The sequence below is a fragment of the Winogradskyella sp. genome (genome assembly GCF_965228925.1).
Taxonomy (GTDB): domain Bacteria; phylum Bacteroidota; class Bacteroidia; order Flavobacteriales; family Flavobacteriaceae; genus Winogradskyella.
In genome coordinates this window covers 3775914-3797794 of the sequence record NZ_OZ245845.1, presented here as the reverse complement: position 1 = coordinate 3797794, position 21881 = coordinate 3775914, and the positions used below count along the sequence as shown (strand labels likewise).

Annotated in this window: 19 protein-coding genes; 14 read left to right on the top strand and 5 right to left on the bottom strand. The window is 37.6% G+C overall.

Features of this window, described 5'->3' with window-relative positions; genetic code table 11:
• Window positions 1–34: 34 nt before the first annotated feature.
• The 4 genes from ACO052_RS15735 to ACO052_RS15720 form a co-directional block, all read right to left on the bottom strand.
• A complete protein-coding gene (locus ACO052_RS15735; protein ID WP_422104745.1) occupies window positions 35–1978 on the bottom strand; it encodes a DUF3857 domain-containing protein in 1944 nt (647 codons plus the stop codon).
• On the bottom strand, window positions 1975–3891 hold the full coding sequence (locus ACO052_RS15730; protein WP_422104744.1) for a DUF3857 domain-containing protein: 1917 nt from the start codon (window positions 3889–3891) through the stop codon (window positions 1975–1977). The genes ACO052_RS15735 and ACO052_RS15730 overlap by 4 nt, the downstream gene beginning before the upstream one ends.
• 122 nt (window positions 3892–4013) lie before the next feature.
• Window positions 4014–5288, bottom strand: a complete 1275-nt coding sequence (locus ACO052_RS15725; protein WP_422104743.1) for an MFS transporter — start codon at window positions 5286–5288, stop codon at window positions 4014–4016.
• Window position 5289: 1 nt separating this feature from the next.
• Window positions 5290–6933: an acyl-CoA carboxylase subunit beta gene (locus ACO052_RS15720; RefSeq protein WP_422104742.1), complete on the bottom strand. Its 1644-nt coding sequence runs from the start codon at window positions 6931–6933 to the stop codon at window positions 5290–5292.
• Window positions 6934–7096: 163 nt separating this feature from the next.
• Between ACO052_RS15720 and ACO052_RS15715 the strand changes: the two genes are divergently transcribed.
• From ACO052_RS15715 to ettA, 7 genes are all read left to right on the top strand, one after another.
• A complete protein-coding gene (locus ACO052_RS15715; protein WP_422104741.1) occupies window positions 7097–7627 on the top strand; it encodes an NADPH-dependent FMN reductase in 531 nt (176 codons plus the stop codon).
• A gap of 2 nt (window positions 7628–7629) precedes the next feature.
• Window positions 7630–7911, top strand: a complete 282-nt coding sequence (locus ACO052_RS15710) for a GNAT family N-acetyltransferase (protein WP_422104740.1) — start codon at window positions 7630–7632, stop codon at window positions 7909–7911.
• A 1-nt stretch (window position 7912) separates the two neighbouring features.
• Window positions 7913–8350: a MarR family winged helix-turn-helix transcriptional regulator gene (locus ACO052_RS15705; RefSeq protein ID WP_422108072.1), complete on the top strand. Its 438-nt coding sequence runs from the start codon at window positions 7913–7915 to the stop codon at window positions 8348–8350.
• Between the two features lie 56 nt (window positions 8351–8406).
• On the top strand, window positions 8407–9279 hold the full coding sequence (locus ACO052_RS15700) for a pirin family protein (RefSeq protein ID WP_422104739.1): 873 nt from the start codon (window positions 8407–8409) through the stop codon (window positions 9277–9279).
• A gap of 37 nt (window positions 9280–9316) precedes the next feature.
• Window positions 9317–10033, top strand: coding sequence for a pirin family protein (locus tag ACO052_RS15695; protein ID WP_422104738.1), 717 nt, complete (start codon window positions 9317–9319; stop codon window positions 10031–10033).
• Window positions 10034–10148: 115 nt separating this feature from the next.
• Window positions 10149–10331, top strand: a complete 183-nt coding sequence (locus ACO052_RS15690; protein ID WP_422104737.1) for a CAL67264 family membrane protein — start codon at window positions 10149–10151, stop codon at window positions 10329–10331.
• Window positions 10332–10333: 2 nt separating this feature from the next.
• On the top strand, window positions 10334–12025 hold the full coding sequence (ettA, locus tag ACO052_RS15685; protein ID WP_422104736.1) for an energy-dependent translational throttle protein EttA: 1692 nt from the start codon (window positions 10334–10336) through the stop codon (window positions 12023–12025).
• Between the two features lie 69 nt (window positions 12026–12094).
• Here the strand turns inward: ettA and ACO052_RS15680 are convergent, their stop codons facing one another.
• Window positions 12095–12316 (bottom strand): hypothetical protein, encoded by a 222-nt coding sequence (locus ACO052_RS15680; RefSeq protein ID WP_422104735.1) that lies wholly within the window; start codon window positions 12314–12316, stop codon window positions 12095–12097.
• A gap of 547 nt (window positions 12317–12863) precedes the next feature.
• Between ACO052_RS15680 and ACO052_RS15675 the strand changes: the two genes are divergently transcribed.
• The 7 genes from ACO052_RS15675 to ACO052_RS15645 all read left to right on the top strand — a co-directional run bounded on the left by ACO052_RS15675 (window position 12864) and on the right by ACO052_RS15645 (window position 21880).
• Entirely contained in the window at window positions 12864–14204 is a 1341-nt protein-coding gene (locus ACO052_RS15675; RefSeq protein WP_422104734.1) for a microtubule-binding protein, read from the top strand.
• A 106-nt stretch (window positions 14205–14310) separates the two neighbouring features.
• A complete protein-coding gene (locus tag ACO052_RS15670; protein WP_422104733.1) occupies window positions 14311–15357 on the top strand; it encodes a hypothetical protein in 1047 nt (348 codons plus the stop codon).
• 79 nt (window positions 15358–15436) lie between these two features.
• A complete protein-coding gene (locus ACO052_RS15665) occupies window positions 15437–17398 on the top strand; it encodes an AAA family ATPase (protein ID WP_422104732.1) in 1962 nt (653 codons plus the stop codon).
• Window positions 17399–17467: 69 nt separating this feature from the next.
• The gene (locus ACO052_RS15660) at window positions 17468–18049 is read left to right on the top strand and encodes an NUDIX domain-containing protein (RefSeq protein WP_422104731.1); all 582 of its coding nucleotides are present in this window, start codon (window positions 17468–17470) and stop codon (window positions 18047–18049) included.
• Window positions 18050–18193: 144 nt separating this feature from the next.
• Window positions 18194–19429: a DUF6638 family protein gene (locus ACO052_RS15655; protein WP_422104730.1), complete on the top strand. Its 1236-nt coding sequence runs from the start codon at window positions 18194–18196 to the stop codon at window positions 19427–19429.
• A gap of 41 nt (window positions 19430–19470) precedes the next feature.
• Window positions 19471–20019: a hypothetical protein gene (locus ACO052_RS15650; protein ID WP_422104729.1), complete on the top strand. Its 549-nt coding sequence runs from the start codon at window positions 19471–19473 to the stop codon at window positions 20017–20019.
• Window positions 20020–20185: 166 nt separating this feature from the next.
• Entirely contained in the window at window positions 20186–21880 is a 1695-nt protein-coding gene (locus ACO052_RS15645) for a hypothetical protein (protein WP_422104728.1), read from the top strand.
• Window position 21881 lies beyond the last annotated feature (1 nt).

Genomic DNA, 21881 nt, shown 5'->3' with positions numbered 1-21881 from the left:
ATAAAAAAAAGAGTGCTATTTAGCACTCTTTTTTTTATACCTTTTGTTTTAATAGGATACTTAATTTGCTAAAGTCGTAAGCCGAGTTGACAACATCCTTATAGCCTTCGTAATATTGCAATGGCATTTCTAAGCTATCATAGGATTCTATGACGTTAATGGTTAATATGTTATTGTCCAAGGTGTAATCTGAAATGAATTGACAGGCTGGTTGGCCATTGATATCCACTACTTTACTAATTTTGATAGCGTCTAGGCCTTTGGCTTCGTAGCCATCCGGAATTATAATTTCGATTTTATAGGTATATCTAATTAAGCTGTTCAGTTCAACTGGGTTTACACGTTTGGCTTCTTGGTAAAGTTCATTTTGTGTACCGATGACTTTTCCGAAGTTTAACATGATATCTTCATTAATTTCTTCAATGAGGCTTTCAGTAGTGTAGGAATAATTCATCCGAACAGGAATATTATCAGTACCTAACGATAAGGCCTCATCGTTAACCTCAAAGGTTTCAAATTCGGCATCCTCTATACCGTTAGCACCAGTAAACTGTTTAAAATTATCAAAATCCCTATTTTTTAAATATTTGTAGGCACCACGAGCATTTTTAGCTCTGTAGCCCGTATTTTTTTGTTCGCAAGCGACTTTGGTAATGACCTCGTCAAGGTCTATAGAAATGGTATAATCTCTTTCTATAGTATTATTACTGGCCTCGGGACTTTCAATGATCCTAAATCGTCGGCCACCCTCGTTGACGAATATGGCGTCATTACCTATGGCTTCTGGTGGCGCAAAATTCAGTCGCGTATTGACATTATCCGGTTCAATATATTTCTTTTCCTCGATGAAATAGAATAGTGAAATTTGCAAGTTACTCGACGAATAAAAAAGTCTATCAAATTTATGCTTAAATCTATCAGAAGTTAATACGAATTCGAAATCGATAGCTTCATGGTTGAACAGACAACTGTATACTTTTATAATTCCGGATTCTGACGCCTGTTTCGTCCTGACGATATATTTCAATTCCGATAATTGCTCATCTCTTTTGCGAATGATATTAAAATTTGAAGTGACATATTCACAAATATTATTAATTATTTGGGCCTGAGTGTCTGCAGGCTTTTCCTTGACAAATGCTGTGTAATCCTTAATTAAGCTATTGTACTTTTTTGGTTTTATTTTGATGTAATTATCGATGAGATTGGTTTCTAATCCATCCCACATCTCGGACGTAGAACCAAAACCACCCGCTGCTACTTGATAAAACATTTTCATTCGGTTGGCTGTGGGACTAGCCGACATTTCATCGGTCATGGCATCGATATTGGTAGCTGTAGAGGTTAAGGCTTCTTTGTTGCCTTCCACAGTTTTGGTCACCATTTTTGGGAAACCATTGTACTCTTTTACGCGATAACTTAAAACGCGGGGTTTTCTCAAAATGACTTCTGCCTCTTTAACCTCATAATCTTTCTGGACCACGACAGACCCTATACTTCTAATATATTTTTCAAGCGTATAGATAAACTCGAGCTGTGAGTCTTTAGTAACGCCTTCAATGGCAAATATTTTAAAATTACCATAGTTTTCTACATTTTCTAATTCTTTAATGTTTCTCTTGTTAAGGACTTTGACTTTACCATCTCTTTGGGTAACCCTAGCTTTGATATCAATGACTTTTTTTACGTTGTACATTGGAATATAAACCCTGTTGTGCGTTTTTATACCCTTATCCGTATTAACTCTTATAATACTGTGCTTGGTCTCAAAAAGTCTAAAAGCTGCTGATATGGCTATGGCAGGCTGATAATATTGAATCAAATATTTTTCCTTAATCGCAATAGAAGGTAATTGACTTTCTGTCTCTGTAAGTTCGTAAAACTCTTGGGATTCTTTCCAGTCGTGTTTTTTGTAAAGTTGAGCAGATGCTGAATAACTTACTAACAGGATTAAGAGGGTTTTAAAAAAATATTTCATTGCTTAGCGTTTTCAAGTATTATGGAGTGTTTATTTGCTTTATTTAAGGCTTTAATAAATGTGTTCCAATCGTCCATTTTGTTAACCTCGACTTTTAAAGTATTTACCGTAATGAGCTTGTTTACAAGAATATGTTCATTATCCTCTGACATTGCATAGCTAATGCTAAAATTGAAGTCCGGATTTTTAAATGCTACATCCTTTGGTAAGCTTTGAACCTTAAGGTCGTCAGGGATTTTTATAGTCGTCAGGAATTTTTTCTGAAATTTGTGATCAATTTTTTTGTCAAACTTCTTTTTCTCAGCTTTAACGATTTCCGATTTCAGATTAAAATCCAAATGCGGTTTTAAATAAATTAAATGATCGATCGATTTGATATAGTCATGTGTCTCAGAATGAAATTCAATAGAGAGTGTATCGTTTTGCAGTTTTAAATCTCTATATACAATATTGAAGGTTTTGGTCCGCTTCTTTCCAAATTTTAAGACGGATTGCAAGAATCCGATGTCCTCGTCATCTTTTCGTTCGAGTCTGTGTAACATACGTAGTTTTTCAAACCCTGTAAACTCAGCATTATGCTGACCTAAAAGCGTTTTATCCTTTAGTTCTAAATGAGATTCTATCACGGTAACATTTCGTTCGGGTGCTACTTCTGGGACCTTAATAATTTTGTATTCAGTATCAGAGATTCCAATTAAAGCCTCTTTACCTTGAATAAATGGTGAAGGATAACCAAAACCTAGATATTTGGCTGTGGCGTCTAAAAATAAATAGTCATCATTAAGTGCTACGGCAGTAATCATATGATTATCTACCATTGGAGTAGGTAATTCACCATAGGTAAAAGGCCTGTCCCTTGTCCCTATCCAGGTTAAATGAGACCTAATACCGGCATAGTTGAGCATTTCGTTCAGGATATTTGCCATATCCTTACAATCCCCATATTTGTTGACATAAATATTTTTGGCATCCCTAGGGATGAAGCCATTAAGACCATCTTCAAAAGCGATATAATTGATTTCGTTTTGAATAAAGTAATATATAGCCTTAACTTTTTCTTCATCAGAATTTAAGCCTTCAATTAAGTTTTGGGTCAATGTTTTTAGCTCGGTTTGATCGGTTTGATTAATATTCTTAATTAATGAATTGTACCATGAATAAAGATCCTTTGGGCTAGATAATATAGCCTTTTCTTTACCCTTTTGTATAACCGATTCTATGCGTACAAAAATCTGAGGCAAATAGTATATTGGATTAAAGTCATAGTTTCGGTTGACCTTTGGAATGGATTTTAAAGTCCACTTATAGGTCGTGTTTTTTTCGGTTTTAGAGGTCTTAAAATCTACATCAACACTGTCCAAATTGAATGTAGAATAGGCCACTTTTACGGTATTTGGAAAACTAACACTAAGCTCTACAGATTTTATGGGAATGGATTTGCCAATAATAAATGAAGGCAGAAAATGAGGGTCTTTTAGTTTTCTTTCATAACTTAAAAATGTAGTGCTCCCTTCCGTAACATTAGGAAACGAAAAACTCTTCTTTTTTTGGTCGTCATAAAAAACACCTCTGATCAAAACATCCTTATCTTCAAAATCTTTTACAAATCGCGTGGTGTTTTTCCCGTTTACAACGGAAGTGGTATAGGCATTGATATCTTCAATAGATTCAAAAGAGTTGTACCTAATGCTCTCATTGGCATGGGATAACCGATCACTTGTGAGGTAAACATCTTTTTTGGTCAGTTTTTCGGTAATCTTAAAATTTCCTCGAGATTCAGAGATCTCTAAATGCCTTGTTAATGATAAGGTCACTACATCATCCTTTGGGTATTCCGATTTTAAAGCATCTAAATCTTGTGCAAAGCTAGCTTGTACTATTAATAAAGCGAAGTAGGTAAAAATAGATTTCAATAAGGTTAGGGTTTTTAAATCAAGGTAAATGTAAGAAAATCTAACAGTTGTATGGTATTTAATATCAAAATTTCAATACAAATCATGATGACGATTGAGGCCTTGATGGTAATTCTAGCAAATTAAGATGCGTTTTTTTGATGTTTGTAAAAGGCGACTGAGGCCAATAATCCGACAAAGGTAAAAAGCCCCATAACACCAAAGGCATGTTGCAAACCTAAAGCCCCTTCATTAGCATCTAAAAAATAACCCATTAATAAACCAGCAAAAATATCGGGTGTGTAGCCCACTAAGGAAATAAAACCAATAGCGGTTCCAGTAACAGCCAAAGGTATTTTGGCTTCTTCAAGAGTTGCAAAATACAAGACTCTGGCTGAGTATACTCCTAGCGCCATGGTTCCTATGGATAAGACAAACAGTAGCGTTTCAGAATTATTTATGATCCCTGAGTAAAAGATAAGACTCGTTATGGTCATCAACAAGAACCCTATAACAATCCACAGTGAAGCTCTGGTTCTGTCCGCAAGTAAGCCAATAACCACACCAATTAGTGGTCTCATGTATAATAAATAAGTACCAACCTTGGCAGCTTCAATTTTATTATAATTCATAACCTGTTCTGCATATTTGCTAAAAAGATCGGTCATCTTATAGCCGTAGTAAGCGCATAGAATAATAATCATAAGCAACCATACAGCTCTAAACTTTATAACCAATTTAAAATTCTCTAAGGTCAGAAGTCTTGATGTTTTTTCGGAAACAACAGTTTCGGTTTTTGAGAAATTTAAAAAGAAATAGACGATTAAGCCAATAGCCATTACGGCAATAGAGGTGTAGGTAATCACTTGTTTAAAAGCGATGCGTCGCTCCTCAATTGAAGTGAGTTCTATATCTTTTGTAATAAATAAGGAAAAAATAACGACGCCTGCCGACCCAAAAAGCGCAGCGACCAAACCGCGTCCACCATCCAAAAAACCAAAAGCAATGCCTTGTTTATCCGATCCTCCCCAAATGCGAGTCGCTTTTATCATCGCAGCCCAAAACAGGAATATCGTTGTAAACCCCCAAAATCCGTAGAGGACATGCAGACGGTAAAGATCGGGGTAGGTCGCCAAATAGAATCCTCCTAAAGCTGTTAGAATAAGTGCAACCGACATTAATAGGTTGGGTTTAAATCTATCCGCTAATGGCCCACCAAAGAGATAAGAGACCAGGGCGACAGTACCATAAGCTGCAAAACAACTGCCTATTTCAGTGTCATTAATAGAGAAAGATTCTAGAAATGTGGTTCTAAATATGCGTTGTAGAACAAAGGGTAAAATAAAAACAGCCTCTGCTGCTAAGATCAATAAAATGATAGCATAGAGCGGCTGCTTTTGAACGTTTTGGTCTTTCATTTTAAACTTGTAAAACCCCTAAGTTAAAAGGTTTTTCAATAGGGGCATGGTTGGCAGCTTCAATGCCCATGCTAATCCAAGTTCTGGTATCTAAAGGATCGATGATAGCATCGGTCCAAAGTCGTGCCGCTGCATAATACGGTGATACTTGATTATCGTATCGCGACTTTATTTTATTGAATAAGGCCTCTTCCTTTTCTTTGGTAATGGTTTCCCCCTTCTTTTTAAGAGAAGCCGTTTCGATTTGAAGTAATACCTTGGCAGCCGATTTACCACTCATAACAGCCAACTCTGCACTTGGCCAAGCCACAATCAACCGAGGGTCATAAGCCTTACCGCACATGGCATAATTACCAGCCCCATAACTATTGCCAATAACGATGGTGAATTTGGGTACTACTGAATTACTGACGGCATTTACCATTTTGGCGCCATCTTTAATGATACCGCCATGTTCGGATTTACTGCCGACCATAAAACCAGTCACATCTTGAAGGAAAACTAGTGGAACCTTTTTCTGGTTGCAATTCGCAATAAAACGTGTGGCTTTATCCGCTGAATCATTATAAATGACTCCACCAAACTGCATTTCGCTGGGTTTGGTTTTGGCACCTTTGGTCTTTACAATTTGTCTTTGATTGGCTACTATACCGACGGCCCAACCATCAATGCGCGCATAACCGGTGATGATGGTTTGTCCATAACCTGCCTTATATTCTTCAAATTCGGAATTATCGACCAATCGCTTAATGATCTCATTCATATCATATTGGTCGGCTCTACTATGGGGCAATATACCGTAGATATCTTCAGGACTTTCCTTGGGCTTTTGAGCCTTGATGCGGTTATAACCCGCCTTTTCAAAATCACCAATTTTATCTACTATATTTTTAATCGTATCCAAAGCATCTTTGTCGTCTTTTGCCTTGTAATCCGTAACACCCGAAATTTCACAATGGGTGGTTGCACCACCAAGAGTTTCATTATCTATGGTTTCACCAATGGCAGCCTTCACTAAATAACTTCCAGCTAAAAAGATACTTCCTGTTTTATCAACAATAAGCGCCTCATCGCTCATAATGGGCAAATAAGCACCACCGGCAACACAACTACCCATTACAGCAGCAATTTGTGTAATACCCATACTGCTCATCACGGCATTGTTTCTGAAAATACGACCAAAGTGTTCTTTATCTGGAAAAATTTCATCTTGCATGGGTAAAAATACACCTGCGCTATCAACAAGGTAGATAATAGGCAGGCGGTTTTCGATAGCAATTTCCTGGGCGCGTAAATTCTTTTTCCCTGTAATCGGAAACCAGGCTCCAGCTTTAACGGTAGCATCATTGGCGACGACCATACACTGTTTCCCTTTAATATAACCTATTTTCACAACGACACCTCCAGAAGGACAACCGCCGTAGTCCTTATACATGTCTTCTCCGGCGAAAGCACCAATCTCTATAGACTTCGATTTAGGGTCTAGAAGATAATCGATGCGCTCTCTTGCCGTCATTTTTCCTTTGCTGTGGTGTTTTTCAATACTTTTTTCACCACCGCCAAGTTTAACTTTGGCTAGTCGTTTTTTTAAATCTGAAAGTAATAGTTTATTGTGGTCTTCGTTTTTGTTGAATTTAATATCCATTAATGCGGGTTTAGTTGGTACGAATTTACGAAACAATACCATTAGATATTAAAGCTATTTTCTAAATGAAACGTTAAATATAAGTTACATGGAATTATATTCCTTGGAAAATAAATATATTTTTCCTAAATTTGTGCAGTTATTAATTAAGAATAAGTTGAAAATGAAAAAAATAATAGCATTCGCAGGAAGTAATAGTAAAGCTTCAATGAATAAGCAATTGGCATCCTATGCCGCATCTCTAGTTAATAATACAGAGGTCACCGTTTTAGATTTGAATGATTTTGATCTTCCTTTGTACGGTATTGATCACGAAAAAAAGCATGGTATTCCAGATAGCGCCCACCAGTTTTTGAATTATATAAAGGATTCAGACGGCATTGTCATGTCGTTGGCAGAACATAATGGAGCGTATACGACGGTATTTAAAAATATGTTCGATTGGATGTCTCGTATCGATCAAAAGCTTTGGAGTGATAAACCTATGTTATTAATGGCGGCATCTCCTGGTGGCAGAGGTGGAGCAACGGTATTAGAAATAGCTCAAGGACGTTTTCCTTATATGGGGGGCAATATCGTTGGTATATTTTCTTTGCCTACCTTCGGATCTAATTTCCAAGACGGAAAGATTACAAATCCAGAATTGAGTGCGACACTTTTAGAGGAAGTTAAACAATTTGAAGAAAGCTTGTAGTCATGACTATTCAACAGACAGAAAATGAAAAGAAAGGCGAGTTCTACTATGAAGTAGACGGTCAGAAATTAGGATTAATGACCTATAGCTATGCAGGTCCAGATAAGATTATTATCGATCACACAGAGGTCGATGAGTCTTTAAAGGGACAAGGCGTAGGTTATAAGTTGGTCGAGGCTTCGGTTAACTTTGCGAGAGAAAAGCATCTAAAGATTATGCCACTTTGTCCTTTTGCCAATGCCGTTTTTAGAAAGCGAAGTGCCTATAACGATGTTCGGTTTTAGTATGGGAGATTTAGCAAAGGATATCAATTCAAAGTTCGAAAATAATAGGGTAAAGGCCTTACTCAATATTATTTATACAGCCAATTGGATTAACAGTTGCCAAAATGAATTTTTTAAGGACTATGGTATTTCACCGCAGCAATACAACATCTTAAGAATATTAAGAGGTGCGGGTGAGCCGTTAAAAGTGCAAACAATAAAAGATAGAATGTTAGAGCGCTCACCAAACGCAACGCGACTAATGGATAAACTTTGTGCTAAAAATTATATTGAGCGTCTGCCATCAGAACACGATAGGCGTGTCGTTAAAATTGTAATTACCGAAGAAGGAAAAGATTTATTAAAATCCATACCAAATAATTTAAATAAAGAGTTGCTCAAAAACATCAGTGAAGAAGAAGCTGAACAATTAAGCAATCTCTTGGACAAAATGCGATAGTGCATTTTTTTAACTAGATATTTTCCATGGAAAATATTGTAAATAAAAATAAACAGATGAAAACAAACACAATAAAAAGAGTAGGGCGTAGCGACTTTGTTAATATGGGTCCCATACGGCTACGTCAACCCTTGCCAACACAACAAATAGAGATGATTGATCCTTTTATATTGTTACACCACTATGGACCTTATACTATAAGCCCAGAAAGTAATCCTTTTGACTTAGGACCGCACCCTCATAGAGGCTTTGAACCTGTGACGTTTTTGGTACAAGGCGAGCAGTTGCATCGCGATTCGCTTGGTCATGAAAGTGTGGTCAAAGCAGGTGATGTGCAATGGACGACTGCTGGCAGAGGTATTATTCATTCCGAAGGACCAACCAAGGCCTTCGTGAACAAAGGCGGAACTATAGAAGGTATTCAATTATGGTTGAATTTGCCTGCAGAGAAGAAAATGATACAACCCAATTATCAGCACGCCAAAAGTGAAGACTTTGAAGTGGTTAATTCTATTGACCATAAAGTGAGAACAAAAATTGTAGCGGGCTCATTACATGAGAAAAATGGCAAGATTATAACTCAAACCTCGGTCAATGCGTTTATGATTGAAGCTGAGGAAGGTGGAACGGAAACCGTTAGATTTTCAAGCGCTCATCAAGGTATGTTATACCTGCTGAAAGGCAAAGTAAAAGTGAATGGTGAAACCACTCTACAATTGAACGAAAACCAATTGATTTATTTTAATCAAGATGGCGATGGTTTTACACTCGAAGCGGAAGCTGATAGTTTGCTATTGTTTCTGTCAGGCGAACCATTTCATGAGGAAGTAGCGACTTATGGGCCTTATGTCATGAATACGCAAACGGAATTGCTCGAAGCCATGCGCGATTACCAAATGGGTAAAATGGGATTTTTACCTGTAAGCTAAAACTATAAAACAAAGAATAACTCAAAATAGAATGACTATGAAAACTATAATTCACAAAGCAAATACACGAGGCTACGCCGACCACGGATGGCTAAAATCTTACCATACCTTTAGTTTTGCAGGATATCAAGATCCAGAACGTATAAATTTTGGCATGTTACGTGTCTTAAATGATGATATAGTGCAACCAGAAATGGGATTTGGAACCCATCCGCACCAAAATATGGAAATCATTTCTATTCCATTAAAAGGCGCACTTTCCCATAAAGATAGTATGGGCAACAAGCGCGCCATTGAAGTTGGTGAAGTGCAAGTAATGAGTGCCGGAACTGGTTTAACACATTCTGAATTTAATGATAGTACAACCGATGCGGTTAATTTTCTTCAACTTTGGATTATTCCCGAAGAAATGAGTGTAAAACCTAATTATGAACAGCGTAAATTCTCAGATTCAGGTAAAAAGAATCAATTGCAAACGGTCGTAGCTCCAAAAGATAAGCTAGAAGATGAGGCATTACCGATTAGTCAGCAAGCCTATATTTACAGGAGTCAACTCGAAGCAAATCACAGCCTAAATGTCGATTTAAGATCTGAAAATAATGGGCTATATATATTTGTTGCTGATGGAGAAATAAGTGCGGGAGAAACCACACTCAACAGACGTGATGCAATTGGGATCTCTGAAGCTGAAGTTGTAGAAATCTCTGCGAATAAAGACTCCGATTTGATCATTATCGAGGTTCCTATGAACTAGTGAAATTACTTAAACGGATACCTTTAAATTAAAAGCATTCTTAAATGAGAATGCTTTTTTGGTTAATTTCACGATATTTGTCACAACTAACTATACTAATTTTAAGACAATATTTATGGCAATGAATAAAAATACGGTGTTAGCTTGGGCTACCATCATTATGATCATTGTAGGGCTAGGTTTAATAGCTTTAGGGGCTTTTCGTTACGATGAAATCGCTGGATGGGGCTTTGCGGCAGTAGGTTTTGGTTTTTTCTGCATTGCTTGGGTGTTTAATGCTTTAAAAGGACGTGTATAATTATGAGCGACGATAAAAAAGTTATTTTTTCAATGTCTGGAGTTACCAAGACATTCCAATCAGCGAATACACCAGTTCTCAAAAATATTTATTTAAGCTTTTTCTATGGTGCCAAAATAGGCATCCTTGGCCTCAATGGTTCAGGAAAATCGACCTTGCTCAAAATTATTGCCGGAGTCGATAAAAATTACCAAGGCGATGTGGTGTTTTCTCAAGACTATTCTGTGGGCTATTTGGAACAAGAGCCAAAATTGGATGACGATAAAACAGTCATGGATGTTGTAAAGGAAGGAGCTGCAGAAACGGTCGCTATTCTTGACGAGTATAATAGCATCAACGAACAATTTGGTCTAGAGGAAGTCTATAGCGATCCAGATAAAATGGAAAAGTTGATGAATCGCCAAGCAGAACTTCAAGATCAAATTGACGCCACAAATGCTTGGGAGCTCGATACAAAACTTGAAATCGCTATGGATGCCTTACGCACTCCTGATGGTGATAAAAAAATTAGTGTACTTTCTGGTGGTGAACGACGTCGCGTAGCTTTGTGTCGTTTGTTGCTTCAAGAACCTGATGTACTACTTTTAGATGAGCCGACTAACCATTTAGATGCGGAGTCCGTACATTGGCTCGAGCATCACTTGGCTCAATATAAAGGAACCGTTATCGCAGTAACGCACGATAGGTATTTCTTGGACAATGTGGCGGGTTGGATTTTAGAGCTCGATAGAGGAGAAGGTATTCCCTGGAAAGGGAATTATTCATCTTGGCTAGACCAAAAGGCCAAAAGACTGGCTCAAGAAAGCAAATCAGCATCAAAGCGTCAAAAAACATTAGAACGCGAGTTGGAATGGGTAAGACAAGGCGCCAAAGGTCGTCAAACAAAGCAAAAAGCACGTTTGAAGAATTATGACAAACTGATGAACCAAGACCAAAAACAGCTCGATGAAAAATTAGAAATCTATATTCCTAATGGGCCACGTTTAGGGACTAATGTTATTGAAGCTATTGGAGTCGCAAAAGCTTATGATGATAAGTTACTGTATGATGATTTAAATTTTAATTTGCCACAAGCAGGTATTGTCGGTGTTATTGGGCCAAATGGCGCAGGTAAGACCACTATATTTAGAATGATCATGGGTGAAGAAACACCAGATAAAGGTGAATTTAAGGTTGGAGATACAGCAAAGATTGCTTACGTCGACCAAAAGCATGCTAATATAGATGCCGAGAAGACGATTTGGCAAAACTTCAGCGACGAGCAAGAGTTGGTGATGATGGGAGGAAGACAGGTAAATTCTAGGGCTTATTTGAGTCGATTTAATTTTTCTGGAAGTGAGCAAAACAAGAAAGTCAAACTATTATCTGGTGGTGAAAGAAATCGCTTGCACTTAGCCATGACACTCAAAGAAGAAGGTAATGTGTTACTTTTAGATGAGCCTACCAACGACTTAGATGTCAATACATTAAGAGCCTTAGAGGAAGGTTTAGAGAATTTTGCGGGTTGTGCTGTGGTGATTAGTCACGACAGATGGTTCTTAGATAGAATCTGTACACATATCCTTGCTTTTGAAGGTAATTCCCAAGTCTATTTCTTTGAAGGGGGCTATAGCGACTATGAAGAAAATAAGAAGAAAAGATTAGGTGGTGATCTTATGCCTAAACGTATTAAATACAAAAAGTTAGTGAGATAAAATCAATTCTAAAACAATAAAAAAGCCTGCAACTGCAGGCTTTTTTATTATATATTTCTTTATTCTTTTTTAATTATCTCCGTACAAATGACCCGTAAACTCTTTGTCTGTTGCTTCGTAATCTTTAAAAGCATTCGTCTCCATTAATTTCTTGTTTTCCGCTTTTAATTTATACATCTTAATAATAGCAATGATGATAAAAACGAGGAATATGGATGCTACGGCTATTAGAATCATAGTTAACTGCGTGGTAGTGACAATCAAAGCCTTGGGGATCAGTCTATTAAGCATGATTAATACTGTAAGATTTGGGTTCTATGGTGCTAATATAGAAAAAAAACTTTAGCCAAATACTTAATTTTAAATAATTTACCGTTTTATTGTGAACAATTTTATCGTTAAAATGAATCAAATATCCGACAAAACGCAGTGTTTTCGGCCAAAAGACAGCTTTTCTCAAGTTGTTAACAACTTAAAAATTTAACATTTAGAAAAGGCGATTCCCACAATAAATTGCGTATTTCGACAGAATCATAGAATTTGTTAACAATAGACTACAGAAATGACTTTAAAAGATTGATCTGTCGATAAATCCGTATTCTTTTTTGGTATTTTACAATAAGATCTGGTTGTAATATAACAGGCATTATGGTCGATTTTAGAAGTTTTATTTTTTCATTGGTATCTAAAACTATTCAACAATCGAGAACATTTAAAATAGTGTAACAATTTTATGACAAGTGCTACCTATAATTTGGTGGTAAAGGTTTTATAGTCTTAAAAAAAATACCGAAATTGCTTATCCTAAAAATTGTTCAACTAAATAACACAATACAACATGTCTGATGATTTTGATTTATTAGAGACTAACTCGCAAGAAAAAGCTGAAAAAGTAGAGGTCAACTGGGGAAAAGCCATAGACCAAATGAAGTCCAAATTAGCTCAAGAAGATGATCCCGAGAGTCGTCAGAAAATTTTAAATGCGACATTGGATAATGTTGTGGATATGGCAGAGAAGGATAGAACCACCCTTTTGGATGCCATTAAGGACTTAACCGACTATCAGGATGAGGTTGGCATTATGTTCGAAGGGTTTTCTGCTCTTAATGCTGCAGAACAAAAAATCATTGATGATGCCGTTAAGCGATTAGAACGCGCCAGAGTTGAACTGGAAGATGCCAAAGCAAAGCCAGACACTTGGTGGAATAACCTCTGGGGACGTAAAAGCAAAATCAAAAAAGCTGAAGATGAGTTGGCGGCTGCCCAAAAGCAACGTGATGGAGCAGACAATAAAGCTAAGGCGATGTTTCAGCAACGTATCGAAACAGCAGATGTACAAACCTTGTTAAATGAATTATCATTTAAAAGTCAAGCTGCCATTAAGCGTCTTAAAGACAGAGAACTCGAAATCAAAGAAGTTGAGGAGAGCTTAAAAGTAGCGATCGTTGAAGCCAGTAATAACCACACTAAGGCCCTTCAGAAGAAAGAAGAGGTAGAAGCCAGACTCGAAGAGCAATATGCCTTGTTAAAACAGGCACGACAAGCCTTAGAGGAAGTTGCCGATAAACAATCTCCCGAGTATTCCGAAGCTTTAGAGAAGGTTACACAACTTGAACAAAAGGTAGAGGAATTAGAAGGTCTTAAAAATGCTTACACCACATTAGCCGCTTCTAAAGATAGTTTTGTCCATAAGCATAACTTAACAATTAAAGTACTAACGTCATTACGAAGTAATTTACAGACCCATCGTGCTAAGCTTAAATCGGATACCGATGAGCGTTTAAAATATTATGACGGTTATGTTGTGGCCTTAAAAGCGCGCACAGACCAAGAGTTTGCCGCAATTTTAGAACATTTAGGTGTAAAAACCGATGAGCATATTGGAGAAACTTTAGCTGCGATGCATACAGCGAGTGCTAAAGCACGTCAGGAAATGATGGATAATATTCCAGTACACGAAAAAGTGATGCAAGGCATTTATGGCAGCTATGCGGAAGCACTTAAGGATATCAGGTCTAAAGATGCAGAAATTCAGAAAAACTTTGCAGATCGTTACGGTATCGATATGAAAGAGATTTTTAACGAATACTATAATGCCGATCCTAATGCTCCTAGCGATGGCGGTGAGTCTGAAGGCGAACCTATACCAGAAGCAAATGATGACGACTTATTGTCGTAATATAAGTAATCAGTAATCAGTAAACAGTATTCAGTAATCAGTAATCAGTATTGGGCCCTAATTATAACACTATAGAATATTGTGACTGCAAACTGCTAGCTAGGCCATGATTGTAACACCTTTAGATTCAGCAACTCTAGATTCTAAGGAGCAGTATGTGTTCTATCATAAGATGATAGATTTTTCGCTCAAAGAACTCATAACCGCTGTTCAAGCCAAACAAATACTCAATCAGCAAGAAATTTTGCTATTCAAGCAATATACGGATTTGCTGCTGTATTCAATTGAGGCAATGCGCGTCAAATACATGTACGATGATGATGAGAATATGAAAGTGGATTTAACAGATTCCAGTTTTCCAAATTATCTGGAGTTCCGCTACTTATTCAATGATTTAGAACTAAGAGAAGAATTCCTGAGTAGACTTACGGATATTGATGTCCTTAAGGATGAATTTTTAGATACCTTAATGCGAAAAAAGCAGCCCATCTCTAAGCGTAAGCTATTCCAGGCGGCCTCTATCGTTTACTATACCTCTGCGAGAAAAGAATATATTTTTAATCGTTTTGTTCAAGGTAAGATTATTGACGCCCCAAAAGGATCGTCTGCGGAGTATTTGGTCAGTTGGAGCTTTTATGACGTTACGCATAACAGACCTTTTATTTGCTACATGTATTTCGATTATGATGGGCGGGATGTACAAGGGTATAAAGAAGACATATACAGTGTTTTAAAAAACACATCAGATCGTGAAATGGCTTTAGACACGATGGCTTATGCGATTGATAAACGATTGCCAAAAGTATTGCCGAAGTTAATTAGGCGTGTGGATTTGGGCCCTATTCACAATGTATTTGCTAAAGATGAGAATGAATTGACACATGCGATTTTAGATGGTATTTCAAAAAAGACCATACCGCTTGAATCTTATGTGATATCATTTAAAGTTGATGAACTAAGTTCGCAAAGCGAATTTAAGGAAGGCAGCTTTTTTAATAAGCGCATCTTTCAGAAATGGGGAAATACATTTAGACAACGCTATGTATTTGCACCACATAGAATCATACAATTATTGTATAACAAAACACCAGAGCTCATGAACAAGTTGGAAATTCCACCAGTTCAGGTTTCTGATTTAAAAATTGAAAAATAAGCTAGAAGTCTGAAGTTTGAAGCTTGAAGCATCAGGTGTAAAACTTATAACTTATAACTTTTGTACTTATAACTTAACAATGGAACACAACTCGACTTTTCCTATAAAACAAAATGAACTCGATATGCTTCGTGATGAAGCGTCATCCTATTTAAAATCTATTCAATGGGAGCAAAGCCAGCGCGCTAAAAACAGAGATAACGACGGTAAGGACGAGTCTATTCTTTTGTATCTGTCTAGAGCCAATAATGGCAGTAGCGTTGCCGTGACTTCGGTGTCTAAAACGATTTTGGCCTTAAAGAAGCGTTTATTGCCCGAATCTGTGGCTATCCCGATTCATTTAAACCATTCCTTATTTGGTGTACAAGAAGGCACCACACTTGGTTTATGGATAAAAGATAGCTATTACGATGCTTCAGGATTATCCACATTGCACGAAAACAGATCCGCATTAGATAATGCAGGTAAGCGCGAATATGAAAGTAAAATGCAAACGGCTACGGCATTTATGTTGTTTGCTACAGCCTATAAAATTCTACACGATTTAAAACCGCATGCTTCCGATGATTTATCGGTGATGAAACAGAAATTTGCTGGTATTCCAGAAGTGTCATTGTTATCTCCACTCAAGGGAATTTCGTGCCAGTTGTTTTATTATGATAAGTATTTAGGGCATCCAGACATCATAAAAACCGATAAGGATGTCATCGATTTTACTGTGGTGTATTTTGAAGCCTTGATTGATGAAATTCAATTACGTAAGAGCAGTTTAGAGTATACCGAAACGATTGTTGATAGAGCCTATAAATTAGAGCATTCCGATTTTGCGGTTGACGGTTGGAACAATGTCTTTCAAGGGACTGCAGTGAGTGTAGAATTCAATAAGGTACAGTTTGAACAAATCGTTGGAAACAAAGATGCCAAGCACTTTGCAAGACGTTTAACGGAGCGACTGTTGAGTTACGACTTTGAAGCTAAGAAAAACCCTTTCCAAGAATTAGGAGGTTTTATGCCTGTATTTATGGGCTATGGTATCCCTGGTACTGGAAAGAGTATGCTGATTGCTGCCATAGCGACGCGATTGAAGGAACACAGTGAGAATTTGGAAATACCATTTTTATTTCACCCCATGCCCGATACAATTGTAAGTACGTTTCAAGGAGGATCGGCTGAGAAAATGGTAGAATGGATGAAGCCTTTACAAGATCCGACACGGTTAATTTTTGCTCCGATTGATGATGCCGAGAACAACCTTCAAGAACGAACCACACAAGGCGTCTCTGCAGGTGTTAAAGAGGTTATCGGCGTCTTTTTAAGATATACTGAAGGCGCTTATGCGGTCAACTACGGTAATAGCTCCGTAGGCTTGTTTACCAACTTACCCGAAATGTTGGATAAAGCTGTAATTTCTCGTGTTCAGGGCCGTTTCAAAATTGATGGAGCACGAAATGAAAAAGACTTTGTGGATCAGGACTACTTGTGGTGGCGAAAGTTAGAAGATACCATGCCAGACTTCATCAATATGGATAATCCTGAAGATTATAAATATTTGGATGCACAAAAGGTAGCTAAAAACTTAGGAGAGATTTTAGAAAAAATAGATAAGCCCACCGAAGAACGTGTTCTGGATACCTTTGAAAAGGTGTCTAAAAAATATGAGGATGATGATCATATGTTTTATGCACATTTGTATACCGAGATTCAGAAGATATTCCCCTTCTTTTCATCACGCGATGTGAGGAATATTCAAAAAGCGGTGTCACTGCGATTGACGGATTTTGATTTGGAAACCGATTGGTTCGAAAATCCAGAGATTTACTTTAAAAAGGACTACGACACCAAATTCGGGATGCTACAAGAGCTTATGCGCGCCAATATGAAAGGACTTGATTTTAGTGATATTAGACGACAAGAGGTGGTACGCTATTTAGACAATGTAGCTACCATTGCAGATACCGATTTCAAACGTAAGGTCGATGCCAGAATTAATCAGTTAAATATTGAAACAGAAGCTCGAGAGCGTTTTGGAAAAGAAAGTTAAAAGTAACTATAAGCGATTTGTCGTTCCGATGGAGAGAGAAGCTTTTAGCTGAGCTAAATCCAATAGTATATGGAATACTTGAAAAACATAGAGCACATCAACCTCTCAACGGCCTGGGCAAAGTTAGATCGTATCGATTATGACTTTAAATTCAAAACAGGGGAATGGAAACGTTTATCGCGTGAAACCTATAACCGAGGTAATGGGGCTGCTGTTTTATTGTACAATAAAGCCAAAGGCACCGTGATTCTGACGCGGCAATTCAGAATGCCCATTTATGAGAATGATACAAGAGATAGCATGTCTATTGAAGTTTGTGCCGGTGCTATAGATAATAATGACAGCCCTTTGGAAACGATTATAAGAGAAACCGAAGAAGAAGTTGGGTATAAGATTACTGATGCCACGCAAGTGCTCATCGCATATACATCACCCGGTGCACTCACTGAAAAGATGTATTTGTTCGTTGCCGAATATCGTGACAGTATGAAAATAAATGATGGTGGTGGTTTAGAAAGTGAGCATGAGGAAATAGAGATTTTAGAATTACCTTTTCAGAAAGTCTTAGAAATGATGGCAAATGAAGAGATTATTGATGCAAAGACAATAATGTTGTTGCAATATGCCCAAATACATGAATTAGTTTTATAATGTCATTCCTGTATGTCATATTGAGCTCGCTTGTGCTGAGCGCCACGCATTCCAAAGTCTTGTACGGCGGATTGGCAGTCGAAGCATCGAAGTGCAGACAGGAATCCAAAAAATAAAAGCGTTCCACTTTCGTGGAAGATGAATATGAACAAACTAAAAGAAGCCAACCTATATAGAAGTGAACTGATTCCAGTAAGTGGAAAACTAGTTGAGCGCTACAATAAGTGCTTAAAGACCTTAGGGTTTAAAACCACTAAACTTGAATCGTTCTCTATTGATGGTGTAGGTTGGAGCCCGGAGATTGCAGAAGAAAAGAACAATATACATTATTTAAATCACGGGGATGCTAATCCACATGGTATCATTATTTCGCCATTGCAGAAAGGAAAGCCGGTCTATTTGCCATTTCATTCCTTTGATAGGGATATGATGCGCCATATCTTTAAAACCCATGGCAAAAAAATAAATGACATTACAAGAGATTCGGCCATTTGTATTGATTTTGATCAGGACATTGATGTGTTTTATGAGCCTTTGGATGTTTTAAGGTACGAAGATGTCACTATTAATTTTAGGCTCATTGATAATCTCGAAGAAAAGCAAAAGGAACAGCTTCAGCTCGTTGAAAAATTTAGAACAGGAAACAATTTTATAGACGAGCGTATACATAACGAGTTATTGGATTCTGCAAAAACCTATGGCGACTTGCGCAACAGGGATTTAAAGCTTCATCCCTTACAATTTTCTACAGATTCTTTTTATACCAGGGCCTTTGATGGGGTTTACCTGTTACGGGACTTTATTAAACCCATTTTGGTTTTTGAAAGTGAAGCCATTTATAAAGAGGCTATTAAGGATACCGTTCACGATGTTCTGATTTATCACATCGGCCAACCCGAATTGGTAGATAAATTAAAGAGCCATATCATTATTGAGTGTGATTTGGAATATATGGTGGGAACACCAAATTATGAGCGCATCAAAAAATTTGAGTTGTACCAATTGCTCAAGGATGCCGAGCATCCGATCAAAGACATCTTGGACAGTAAATCCCTGTTCAAAAGTTATCTCAATAAAATTGATATCAAGTCCAGAAAACAAATTATGGGTGTAGAACTGTATCTCGAAAGGTTAGAACGCAGTAATGCCTACAAATTAGAGGATATGGTCGATCAGGCCATATATTTTGCCCTGCACCAACCGCATTCTTCCTTATCGACTAAACATCGCGATTTAATACATAGGCTCTTAATCAATATTTCTCCAAAGGATGTATTGTTTTTGTATTGGTATGATAAAGAGCAGTTTTACAAGAGCTATGAGACCTGGGATGATTCGTTCAGGGATTGGGTGATTGAAACGATTAGTAACAATATTTAAGATTTTTAGACTAATTTTATAAGAACCTTAAATTCGACAATATGGGATTAGGAATTGACATCATAATTTTTGTTTCAGCTATTCTAGTTGGGATTTTTATCTACTGGCGGGAATCTAATGGAAATGGCGCTTATCGATTTATCAACAAAATGATGAATAGTAAAGAACTTCAGATGAGCGCTGACAATCCAAAGGGTTTTGTCTATAAGCAGTCATTCATACCAAGGCTATTGTTTGTAGTAATTTCCCTTTTGGTTATCGGATTAATTCTTCAGTTTTTAACGCCGATTAAAGTGTTTACCAATTTTTATGGTTTATCTGGTTTAGCAACCTTCGCTACAGGAACCATAATCGGAACGTATCTGGCAAATTTTGTAATTAAAACCACAAAAGTGGTAGAAGAAAAAAGTGATTCTATTGGTGATTTGTTGGGCGATGCTGTTGAAAAGGGTAAGGATTTAATTGAAGACTTAAAACCAGCCACAACTGAGGAAATTGAAGAGGTCAAGGAAGACATTCAACCAGAACCTGAGCCAGAAGTTGAAAAGAAATCTGCGCGTGATCGGTTAAAGGATAAGGGGCTTATGTGACACAAGGTGTCATCCTGAACTGATACACTGAGCGCTGCGCCTTCCAAAGTCTTGTGCGGTGGACAGGCAGTCGAAGTGTTGTTTCAGGATCTCATATAATACGAGGAACTAAAATAGATTCTGAAACATCCCGATAGCTATCGGGACAGAATGACAAAAAATAATCATGATTAAAACCTATTGGAACAAAGGAGCAAAACAAAAACGAATTGTTATTATCATCGGAATTTTGCTCTTACTTGCGCTCTTCTTTTTTAGAGACGATTACCAGCCAGCATTACTATTTCTGCGAAAGTATATATTCATAATTTTGGTCAGTCTTTTGGTCTTAATTCTCGGATTGAGAAAATTTAGAAAAACGGCAAGTACAGGAGGACGTTTGGGTATTTTAGGCCTGCTTATTGTATTTTTTGGTTTGTTGTATTTCTTGGGATGGAATCAAGGGCTTTATGACTATATGAAGACTTACAATGTGTTTAATCATCTTAATAGAGTAGAAATAGACGAACTGCCTTTAACTCAAAACGAACGTATACAACCATTGCGTAATATTTTCTCAATGGCCAATGAGAGCGTTGGCGAAACCAAAGACGTGTCTTTACCACATTTGGTACGGATAGGTACAGAGAATAAATGGACCATGGCCATTCAACCTAGCGAAAAGTATATCATGCAACGTATTAGTGATAATACGGAGGAGGTCTTTTCAGTAAGCAGCACAACACCATTTCCGAGATTTTCAAACGAAAACCGTATCAATGTTACCTTTTCAATAGGCGAATCCTTAAAGTTTAGTAGAAACACCTATAATGCCGTGGTACAACGGTTTAATCCTTGGATGCTGTTTAATTATGAACCTAGTGACACCTTTTATATGAAAAACGATGAAGGCAATTGGGTACAAGTAGTAAGCCTCATCAAATGGAAAGGCTTTTTCTTTCCCTATCCAACCTTTGGGGGTGTTATGATCGTTGATAATGGAGCGCACGATTTTAATGATTATTTAGAGCGTATCACCATAGGAAAGGGAACCTTTGTGAGTCCAGAAGAAGTTAAAAATTATAAATTTTTGACCAAGCAAAACACCTTATCCGAAAAAGTGTCGCAACTGCAGGCCGAGTCCTTAAAGTTTTTGGGTGGATTTAGTGATCCCTTGCCCTGGAATATGGAAACTGCGGTTAAGATTCCTCTGATGCCCAAAGATCAAAACCAACAACCTTATGTGACGGATTTTGATTTTGCCGGAAATAACTCGGATGCCTACAGCGGACTCTACCATTGGTTTGGTCTAGAACCGGTAGGGGATGAGCGTACGAGCTTGAGCTATAGCGTTTTTGTTCCTGCCGATGGTACCGATAAGTTGTATTATTACGACCACGCGACGAAGAAGCAGGGCTATGCCGGTGTGTCTGCCATGCCATTAAAGGTTAAAGAATCGCGCAAGGAATACGATTGGAACGCGAGTACACCCGTAGAATTCAGACCCTATATAAAAGACATCGCGGGCAGAAAGCGGATGTTTTTCTTAGGGACCATCTCTTCAATAAGTGACCGAAATGCCCAGCAATTCGATGGTTCCGCGACACCAGATTTGGTATTGATTGATAGCGAATACAGGGATGTGATTTGGATAGATGTAAAGCATCCAAGTACCTGGGACGAAACCGTTTATAGTCAACTCAATGAAGCTTGGAGAGCTAGTGAAGGTATTGGCTATTACTATCAAGAAACACCCAAAGACGAAGATATCATTGAGCAAGCTATAGACTCCCTAAAAGCCATTCCCAAAGTAGAGGATAACTCTAAGCAAATAGAAGCTTTGCAACGTCAAATAGACTCGTTAAAGGCCATTGGGAGTTAAT